The organism is Aquiflexum sp. TKW24L (assembly GCF_023502205.1).
Classification (GTDB): Bacteria; Bacteroidota; Bacteroidia; order Cytophagales; family Cyclobacteriaceae; genus Cognataquiflexum.
Genome location: NZ_JAMFLG010000069.1, coordinates 1 through 9,828 on the forward strand (window position 1 = coordinate 1; position 9,828 = coordinate 9,828).

The window sequence follows — 9,828 nt, forward strand, 5'->3', positions numbered from 1 at the left end:
ATAGCTATCGGGACCATTAACCATTATTCAACCCCAAATCCCAACTTTTCTCTCACTCTATTTAAATAACCTCGGGCAATGATTTTTGCTTTAGCTTCGCCCTCTGAAAGTCTCGCTTCCAATTCTGAAGGATGCTCTATATAATAGTTGTAGCGTTTTCTTTCCTCCCCATATTTTTCCATAATCAGGTTAAAAAACTCCTGCTTTGCGTGGCCGTAACCAAAATTTCCTCCAAGGTATTTTGACCTTAAAGTTGCTGTTTGATCAGGATTTGCTACCAAGGAGTACAATTTAAACACATTGCAGGTATCAGGATTTTTTGGTTCTTCGAGCGGAGTGCTGTCGGTGATGATGGTGTTGATATTTTTTTTAAGTTCTTTTTCCGGTAGGAAAATATCTATGTAATTGTTGTAAGACTTGCTCATTTTCTGTCCATCCGTACCGGGAATGATCATCACTTCTTCGCTGATCCGAGCTTCAGGGATGACAAGAATTTCCTCATCCATGCGGTTGTTGAAGGCACTTGCAATGTCGCGGGCGATCTCCAAATGCTGGAGTTGGTCTTTGCCGACAGGAACGATATTGGCACCATACATAAGTATATCTGAGGCCATCAAGACTGGATAGGTAAACAAACCGGCATTTACATCTGCCAACCTGTCAGATTTTTCTTTGAAGCTTGTCGCATTTGCCAGCATGGGAAAAGGTGAAAAGCAACTTAGGTACCAAGTCAATTCTGTTACTTCAGGGATCATCGACTGTCGGTAAAAAACCGTCTTGCTGATGTCCAATCCAAAAGCCAACCAAGCAGCAGCTACAGCCAAAGTATTTTCCTTTCTGAGATTTCCATCTTTGATGGATGTTACGGAATGCAGGTCAGCTATAAAAATAAAAGAATCATTGTTGTCCCGTTTGGTCAGTTCGATAGCAGGAACGATAGCACCCAATATATTTCCAAGATGGGGTTTGCCCGAACTCTGTATGCCTGTCAGTACTCTTGCCATGGTTTTAAATTTGGGCGCAAAATAATTAAATCAGGGTACAATTCGGTGGTTTTTTATCGTTATTTGCCCATATGAAAAAAAGTGCATTGTATCTGTCGGGTCTAATCCTACTGACTATCAGCAGCCTTCCTCTCGCGGGCCAAACAATTGAAAGAAAGACCCTCACCTGGGAAAAGAGAAAAATTGACATCGGTGCAGTTTTGGAAGAAAAAGGAGCGGTGGAGGCTGAGTTTTTTGCCATGAATGAAAATCAGGACAGCATCTACATTACAGATATTTTTACAGACTGTGGTTGTACTACCGTAGACTATAGCAAGGATACATTGGCAAATGGACAGATAGGATCTATCAAAGTAAAATTCGATCCTGATCAAAGGGGTGGGGAGTTTTCAAAAGGAATCATCATCCGTACCAATCTGGATATTTATGGTGACACCTTATTTTTGGAAGGAATTAACATGCCATTGCCCGAAAACTTTGAAATGGCTTTTCCACACCGGGTGGGGGAATTGGGCTTTAAGCTGACTGCGGTCAATATGGGGAACATATTTACCAATGAACCCAAAATCAGGTATGTGGAGATTTATAATTTTGGGCAAAGTCCTATCGGACTATTGGATGTTCAGGATAAGCTTCCGGATTACATCAAAGTTTCTTTGGAGCCTTCACAATTGGAAAGCAAACAAAGGGGTTTGTTGATCATGACCTATGATGGTGCTGCCAAAAATGACTTGGGGTATTTTGATGAAGTCATTAGCATCGGCCTTGACAAAGATGATTTGAACTTAGGGATTAGGGTGATGTCAGTGGTTTATGAATATTTTCAGCCTGTACCTAAGAGCCTTGAAAACAGGGTACCAAAGTTGGGGATAGCCACTGCAGAAATTGACCTGAGGGAAATTTCAGCCAACGCCAAAATATCCAGATCTATTACATTGACCAATATGGGTCAAGAGCCACTCAACATTAGAAAGGTCGCGACCAACTGCGATTGTGTAGAAGTACAATTAGAAAAAAAAGACCTTGAACCTGGAGAAAAAATTGAATTGAAGTTTACTTTTGATCCCAAAGGTAGAAGAGGGATAGATCACAAACATATTTCTATTTTTACCAATGATCCGCTCAATCCTGTCCGGACGATTGTCGTTAGAAGCTCAATAAAATAGAACTCTATCATTTTTTTATCGTATTAAAATTAGGCATTTTGAATACTTTGGTACGATAAATGTTTAAATTTAAATGTTCAGTAAAACGGGACAATTATATTTTCAACTTAAAAAAAACATAGCTATGAGTTCAACAAAATTTATTTTAGGAGCATTGGTAGGTGCAGTGATCGGCGTACAGATCGGAATATTAGTAGCGCCTGACAAAGGTGAAAACACCAGAAAAAAAATCACCAAGAAAAGTGGAGAATATCTTGACGAAGCGAACGGAAAGCTCAATTCGTTTTTTGATGGCTTGACAAAAAAAGTCAATGAGGTCAGTGGAGAAGTTGACAAACTAGCCAAAAAAGCAAAAGCTGAAGTCGATAAAGTTACCAAGTAATTGGAAAGATTTTCAAAAAAGGGAAGGCTAACGTCTTCCCTTTTTTTTTACAATTTTTTATCCAAATTGAATTCCATAAGTATTAAGGATTATCCTAATCTCTACAGTTTAAATCAAAAATGTGCTAATAGTTGGTACTAAAGCCTGACGTTTTTCTCATTTTTTTCTATCCAATATTTAGATTTACCTGAGGGGAGGCGAATTTAAAAAATCACAAATTCTCCTTTTATTCCTTTCCATTTATTCTATTTGAATAAGTCCTTTTGATATCTGCTTTGATCTTATTTCAAATTGCATAAAATAAGAGGCGCCAATTGATTACTTTTTTATATCTTTTAGTTCATTTTAAAACAATCATATGTTACAAACAGTAAAATCAAAATTCTCACATTCTCTAATCTTTTTTATTTTGGCATTTTCAATTTCATGTGTGGGTCCCGAAGGCCCTGAGGGCCCTGAAGGTGCACAAGGCCCTATCGGTGCACAAGGCCCCAACGGAGTCCAAGGAATAGCCGGTATTGCAGGGACAAATGGGATTACAAATGTCATTTATAGCCCGTGGATTACTAATGTATGGATCAAACAAGAGAATAAATTCATATCACACAGCTTTGAAGCTGCTTCAATCACCCAAGAGATCATGGACCAAGGTCTTGTATTGGTTTATTTCAAAGAATCTCCAACAACTAATTTTATTAAAATATTGCCTTGTACTTATTATTCTAATGCTGTCCCTGTTTTTACCATTGATTATACTATCAAATTGAGAAATCTAACAGTTTTTCATGGTGTTTCCACAGCTATTGATGGTGCAGGTGTAGATGTTGCTTCACCAGCGTCCCAGACAAGGTACATCATCATCCCGGGTGGTACGGCTGGAAGGTTGAATTTGCCTGTCGATTTGAATAATTATGAAGAAGTGTGTACATATTTAGGCATCAAACCTTAACACCCGGAATCATTATTAAGATCACCTAAATCAAAAATTCCCTCTTTTGGTGAAAACCGGAAGGGGGAATTTTTTTTGGATTATGGAAAATGATGATTTTATTTTTTTTACAAACTTGCCTGTTTTGGATGGGCTCTAGGTACTTGAATTCTCAATATTTAAAAAACTAATTAATAGGAATTTATCTCAGTTTGACCGGCACATTCATCTATCCTTTATTCGGTTAGATGTTGAAAGGATATAAATAGTATTGGATATAAAGTATTAGAAATCTATCTATTCCTTTGCAAGGAATTAACTCTTATTGGAACATTTTTTATCGACCAACGCTGTTGCTGAAGTAATTTGGTGACGGCTTTTTTTTTAAGGGTAAATAGAAGGAATATGAAATGAAGGACTAGCTATATAACCTCCTTTAAGCCATTGATTAATAAATTATTAAATTTTACAAATGCAATAACTAACCAATTGTATTTGATATATATTTAAAGGCTTTTTAGAATTTATTTTTAATATGGAAAAATCCATCGTTATAACCGATGACCACGAATTGTTTGCAACAGGTCTAAAATACATGATTGCCGCTAGCCCTGAGTTCGATCTCGTGGGCTCCTTCAGAAACGGAAAAGAACTATTAGATTTTCTAAAGGCAGGTAATAAATCTGATATGTTGATTTTGGATTTGGAAATGCCGGTGTTAGACGGGTTTGAGGTCCTTGAATTCTTAAAAAATAAAAAAATTAGGATCAAAAAACTGGTTGTAAGTACACACCATACGGTTGCTTCAATAGAAAAAGCAAGAGTATTAGGTGCTGATGGTTTCATCAGCAAAGCAGTAACTCTTTCTTTTTTGATGGATACGATCAGAACAATTTTTAATGGCAATTCTTATTTTCAAGAACCGACTTCAAATTCCCCTCTTGATTTTGACATTGAACTCTGTAAAAAATTAATATCAAGTTATCACCTTACCAAAAGGGAAATTGAAATCGTCAATCTCACCAAGGCACAGTTGGAATGCACGGAAATAGCAGATAAGTTAAATCTAAGTACCCTTACAGTAAAGACTCATAGAAGGAATATCCTCAAAAAACTTCAACTTAAAAATTTTGTTGGTCTTGTCGATTTGTTGAAAAACCAAAATGGGTACTAACCCAACTAATTCAATTTAATCTATTATTTTTTACTTTTTTTTGGCAAAAATTCCACTTAGTACTAAAAAATACCTCCTAGGAAGTATTTTTTTCAAAACGGAATATTTAGAATTTTACGATAATTCATGATTACTGAAAGTTTGAATTCACTATTTCATATTCACATCGGTTAAAAATTATAAGATTTTATAGAACCCTTTCCGGGTTTTAAAAATCATAATCCGATTTCAATTAGAAATCAATTTGATTCTTCTTCGAGGTTATCTTTTTTGAAGCAAAATATCACTCGGACTTTAAGTATCCACTACGGCAAAATTATTTAATTGAAACAACATAAAATTTTATATAATCCATCTTTTAACCTTTTTCAAAAAACATAGCCATGAAAATCTTTTACACACTCCTCACCGCATTTTGTTTGTTTGCTTTCCAAAGCAATGTCTTTTCCGCCACCCGCACCGTCAGCAATAAGTCCGGCGATGTGGCCCAATTTACCTCCCTGCAGGAAGCCATCACTGCATCTGCTGATGGGGACATCATTCTCATCAGCGGTTCTCCTACCAGCTATGGTAATGTGACCATGGCCAAGCGACTCACCCTGATAGGCCCAGGATCCAATCTTGATTTCAATGGCGGTCACAATGCAACCATAGGCACCATGACATTCAGTAGCGCCCAGACGTCCAAATCCGTCCTTCAGGGATTAAAGATCGGTACTATCACTATAACCGCTGCAGAATGCGATGAGGTGCAGGTCAAAAGATGTGAAGTGGCTTATATAGTAAATCAAACATCAAACTTTACTCGGATTCCCCAAAAATGGATTCTTGAGGAAAGTGTTATTTATTCCTCCGGAATTGCGAACCGACCCAATAACACCAATCTATCCGCAAATTGGTCCATAAGAAATTGCTACCTGTATAGTACCGTTGCTTTAAATGGATCGATATTCGAGAACAATGTCTGGGTTTTTTCGGGTCATTCGGGAAATGGAAACATCTACAACAACAATATCTATTTTAGTTCTAGTTTTTCGCAAGTGACTGGTGGGAGCTTTGCCAACAATATTTTTGACAATGCCCCCACTATTGACTTCAATGCCAACAGCAGTTCGGGTAATTTCTTCAGTACCGACCCACAAGTTGTTTCATTCAGGGCTGATTTTTTTCCTGGAGATTTCTCCCTAAAGCCTGGCAGTCCGGGAATCAATGCAGGCACGGATGGGAGAGATATCGGGATGTTTGGTGGCAGGGGATTTTTGATTACCATGATCCCCGGTATTCCCAGTGTCCAATCTTTCATCATCCTCAATCCTTCCGTGCCCCAAAACGGTACGCTCAATATCAAGGTAGAAGGCAAAGCCAATAATTAATCCTCTACGAGCATGAGAACCTTTCTATGCATTCTCCTAGTGGGATGGCTATGGCTGCCTTTTGCAGCCCGGGGCCAGAATCCCACTATCGTCGCGGCGGAGTATTTTTTGGATACCGACCCGGGAGTAGGTGGAGGCAAGGCCTTTCCTTTCCCGCCTTCTGCCAATCCAAACGTACAGCTACAGGTCAGCCTCCAAGGGTTGCCTGTGGGATTCCATACCCTTTCGGTGCGGTTTAAAGACAGTAATGACTTTTGGTCATTGGCAAGGACAAGAATCTTTTTTATCGAAAGCCCAGAAGTCTCCAACCCAAATAATACCTTGACAGGTTTGGAGTATTTTATCAATACCGACCCAGGACCTGGCAATGGCACGAAAGTGACCATCACTCCGGGAATCGAGGCTTCTTTGGCGATTCCTGTGACCCTTTCTGGTTTGTCAGAAGGGTTTCATACTATTGGGGTAAGGTTTCAAGACCAAATTGGTAACTGGTCTTTGGTAAAGAATAGGCTATTTTTTATTCAAAACAGCATTACCAATCCTCCTTTAGTTCCGATCACAGCGGCTGAATATTTCATAGACACCGATCCCGGACCGGGACTGGGCAAAGCCCTTGCTGTCAGTTCGGGTAATAATCCGCAGGTTGTGGGGAATATTCCTACCACAGGTTTGACTCCAGGATTCCATAACATTGGGACCAGATTCAAAAGTCAAGACAATAATTGGGGTCTTGCCAAGAGCAGGTTATTTTACGTTGGGGACGAAAATCTCAATATGCCAGTAATGGTGGATTTTGTTGAGTATTTCTTTGATGAATCCGATCCTGGAGAAGGCAAAGCTACGTCCATTCCTTTGACTCAGCCTGCTTCTGCTATATCTGTAGAGTCCTTGATTGCTGTGGCTTCCCTGCCCAAGGGATCACATACGATTACCGTCAGGATCCGGGACAACAGGGGCATGTGGAGTAGGGTGGTTTCCGAGAACTTTATCGTCGGCGACCCGCAGTTTACCACACCGCCTGTTCCTGATTTGGCTGAATTGCCGAATATCGAAGCCCAATGTGTCATCAATCTCACAGATCTGACAGTTCCAACTGCCAAAGCGGAAGATGGTACCCCAGTGATAGGTACGGTGAATGAAATCCTTTTCCCAATCACCAAGCAGGGAAATACCGAAATCACTTGGACTTACACAGATAGCAACGGGCTCAAATCCACCCAAAAACAACTTGTCATCCTGAAGGATACTGAGTCACCGACCCTTATCGCTCCCGCCAAAGTATCGATTAATCTAAGCCAAGACCAATGCAGTATCTCCAATGTGTCACTCGGAGATGCAACGGCCACAGATAACTGCGGAGATCCAACCGTGACAAACAATGCGCCGACTGTATTTGGAATCGGTAAGGCTATAGTCACCTGGACAGCTACCGACGCGGCAGGCAATCAGGTTCAGGCAACTCAGGAAGTAGAGGTACTCGACGTGACACCACCCACCATCAGTGCGCCGATGGATGTGAACATACGCATTCCAATCGGTAAGGATGTTGCCGAGAATGTAGTTCTTGGACAGCCAGTGTATGCAGATAATTGTAGCGTTCAGACCATAGAAAACAATGCACCTATTCTGTTCCCGCTTGGCGTGACTACCGTGACTTGGAAAGTAACTGACCGCAGCGGCAACGCTGCCACCGCACTGCAGCTGGTGACGGTCAGCAGGCAGGTGTTGCCTACGATTACTGCGCCGCCGGCTATCAGTGTCAATGCTGACCAAGGAAAGTGTATTGCCATTATTTCAGATCTCGGTGATCCTATTGTGACGGGTGAGGACATTGCAGGTGACGGCATCAGCAACGATGCCCCTGATGAATTCCCTGTAGGGGAGACTACCGTTACGTGGACTGTCGAAGACGGCAATGGTAATTCTGCCAGCGCAACCCAGACTGTGAAAGTGACAGATGCAGAAAAGCCTGTCATTACAGCACCTGCATCCGTTTCTGTTGATGCGAGACAGGGTGCCTGCGATGCGCAGAATGTTACCCTTGGCCAGCCTACTGTTTCTGATAATTGTGGTATTGAGAGTGTCACCAATAATGGTCTTAATACCTACCCTGTAGGTACGACGACTGTGACCTGGACGGTCACTGATGATAACGGTAATATTTCTACAGCTACGCAAATAGTGAATGTACTTGACAAGCAGATTCCTTTGATCACTGCACCGACAGACCTGACTGTTCAGATCCTGCCTGGGGAAGATAATGCATCAGGTGTTTCCCTTGGTCAGCCTATCGTTTCGGATAACTGCAGTGTCGCTTCTGTCACGACAAATGCGCCTGCACTTTTCCCAATAGGACAGACTGCAGTTACTTGGACAGTTACGGATGCTAGCGGCAATACCAATAGTGACACCCAGCTTGTGACTGTTACACAGGCCGAAGTACCGACCATCATCGCACCCAAGTCCATCAATATCAGCGCAGATCAGGGTACCTGTTCCGCTACTGTTTCGGATATTGGGACACCTATCGTAACAGGGGAAGACATTCCATCCGATGGCGTTACCAATGATGCGCCATCCATCTTCCCTATAGGCGAAACGGTTGTAACTTGGAAGGTGACTGACGGAAGAGGACTTACCGCTTCTGCACTTCAATTTGTAACCGTCGAGGACGAGGAAGATCCTAGCATCACTGCCCCGGCTGATTTGACCGTCAATACCGTTTTGGGTAAATGTGAGGCAATCGATGTTTCCTTAGGTGACCCTTCCATTTCAGACAACTGCTCTGTTGCCTCAGTAAGCAACGATGCACCTGATATTTTCCCAATTGGGGAGACAATGGTAACATGGACTGTGACAGACGTCAGTGGCAATACCGCCACCGCTAAACAGAAAGTGACCGTGGAGGACAATGAAACACCTACCATATCTGCTCCGGGCAACCTGACAGTACAGGTAGATCCCGGAAGTTCCGTTGCCACTAATGTCAATCTCGGCGAGCCTACAGTCTCTGACAATTGCGAAGTGGCAAATATCAGCAACGACGCCCCGGACAGCTTCCTTGTTGGCAATACAACTATAACCTGGACGGTAACAGATGAATTTGGAAATGCGGCAACTGCTACCCAAACAGTAACGATTTTGGAAGAAGAATCTCAATTGCCAACCATCACACCACCTGCCAATGTCAGTGTCAATGCAGACCAAGGAGTCTGTGAAGCTACAGGCGTGAATATTGGGACAGCTTCTTTTACAGGAGATATCCCGGATGGCGGATTGACCAACGATGCCCCGGAAAGTTTCCCATTAGGTAAAACGATAGTGACATGGATTGTGAAGGACGACAAAGGCAATTCTGCTTCAGCTACGCAGACCATTACGGTGACTGATAATCAAAAGCCAATAATCTCTGCTCCTGCCAATGTTTTCATAGGAACAGATGCCGGTGATTGCTCGGCAAGTTCAGTTGATCTTGGTCAGCCGGTTGTATCAGATAACTGTTCGATTCAATCTGTGAGCAACAATGCGCCGGCCACCTTCCCATTGGGAGAAACACAGGTGGTTTGGACGGTGGTTGATGGCAGCAGAAATTCAGCAACTGCTGTTCAATTTGTAATCGTCGAGGACGAGGAAGATCCTAGCATCACTGCTCCGGCTGATTTGATAGTCAATACAGTTTCGGGTAAATGTGAGGCAATTGTTGTTTCCTTGGGTGATCCTTCCATTTCGGACAACTGCGCTGTTGCCTCAGTAAGCAACGATGCACCGGATATTTTCCCAATCGGGGAAACTGTGGTCACG

7 protein-coding genes are annotated in these 9,828 nt (G+C 41.9%); 6 read left to right on the forward strand and 1 reads right to left on the reverse strand.

Features of this window, described 5'->3' with window-relative positions:
• Nucleotides 1-23: 23 nt before the first annotated feature.
• A complete protein-coding gene (trpS, locus tag M3O96_RS21645; RefSeq protein WP_249725249.1) occupies nucleotides 24-1,004 on the reverse strand; it encodes a tryptophan--tRNA ligase in 981 nt (326 codons plus the stop codon).
• Nucleotides 1,005-1,075: 71 nt separating this feature from the next.
• On the opposite strand from trpS, the gene M3O96_RS21650 reads away from it, so the two are divergent.
• From M3O96_RS21650 to M3O96_RS21675, 6 genes are all read left to right on the forward strand, one after another.
• Nucleotides 1,076-2,170 (forward strand): DUF1573 domain-containing protein, encoded by a 1,095-nt coding sequence (locus M3O96_RS21650; protein WP_249725252.1) that lies wholly within the window; start codon nucleotides 1,076-1,078, stop codon nucleotides 2,168-2,170.
• A gap of 124 nt (nucleotides 2,171-2,294) precedes the next feature.
• Complete coding sequence (locus M3O96_RS21655; protein WP_249725255.1) at nucleotides 2,295-2,552, forward strand: YtxH domain-containing protein; 258 nt, start codon at nucleotides 2,295-2,297, stop codon at nucleotides 2,550-2,552.
• A gap of 358 nt (nucleotides 2,553-2,910) precedes the next feature.
• On the forward strand, nucleotides 2,911-3,501 hold the full coding sequence (locus M3O96_RS22085; RefSeq protein WP_283774066.1) for a hypothetical protein: 591 nt from the start codon (nucleotides 2,911-2,913) through the stop codon (nucleotides 3,499-3,501).
• Between the two features lie 514 nt (nucleotides 3,502-4,015).
• Nucleotides 4,016-4,654, forward strand: coding sequence for a response regulator transcription factor (locus M3O96_RS21665; RefSeq protein ID WP_249725258.1), 639 nt, complete (start codon nucleotides 4,016-4,018; stop codon nucleotides 4,652-4,654).
• A 383-nt stretch (nucleotides 4,655-5,037) separates the two neighbouring features.
• Nucleotides 5,038-6,027, forward strand: a complete 990-nt coding sequence (locus tag M3O96_RS21670; protein WP_249725261.1) for a hypothetical protein — start codon at nucleotides 5,038-5,040, stop codon at nucleotides 6,025-6,027.
• A 12-nt stretch (nucleotides 6,028-6,039) separates the two neighbouring features.
• Nucleotides 6,040-9,828 (forward strand): HYR domain-containing protein (locus M3O96_RS21675; RefSeq protein ID WP_249725263.1); only part of this gene is annotated, 3,789 nt, incomplete at its 3' end.

Coding starts and splice junctions, on each gene's coding strand:
- M3O96_RS21655 (WP_249725255.1), top strand. CDS start 2,295: ATGAGTTCAACAAAATTTATTTTAGGAGCATTGGTAGGTGCAGTGATC.
- trpS (WP_249725249.1), bottom strand. CDS start 1,004: ATGGCAAGAGTACTGACAGGCATACAGAGTTCGGGCAAACCCCATCTT.
- M3O96_RS21650 (WP_249725252.1), top strand. CDS start 1,076: ATGAAAAAAAGTGCATTGTATCTGTCGGGTCTAATCCTACTGACTATC.
- M3O96_RS21670 (WP_249725261.1), top strand. CDS start 5,038: ATGAAAATCTTTTACACACTCCTCACCGCATTTTGTTTGTTTGCTTTC.
- M3O96_RS22085 (WP_283774066.1), top strand. CDS start 2,911: ATGTTACAAACAGTAAAATCAAAATTCTCACATTCTCTAATCTTTTTT.
- M3O96_RS21665 (WP_249725258.1), top strand. CDS start 4,016: ATGGAAAAATCCATCGTTATAACCGATGACCACGAATTGTTTGCAACA.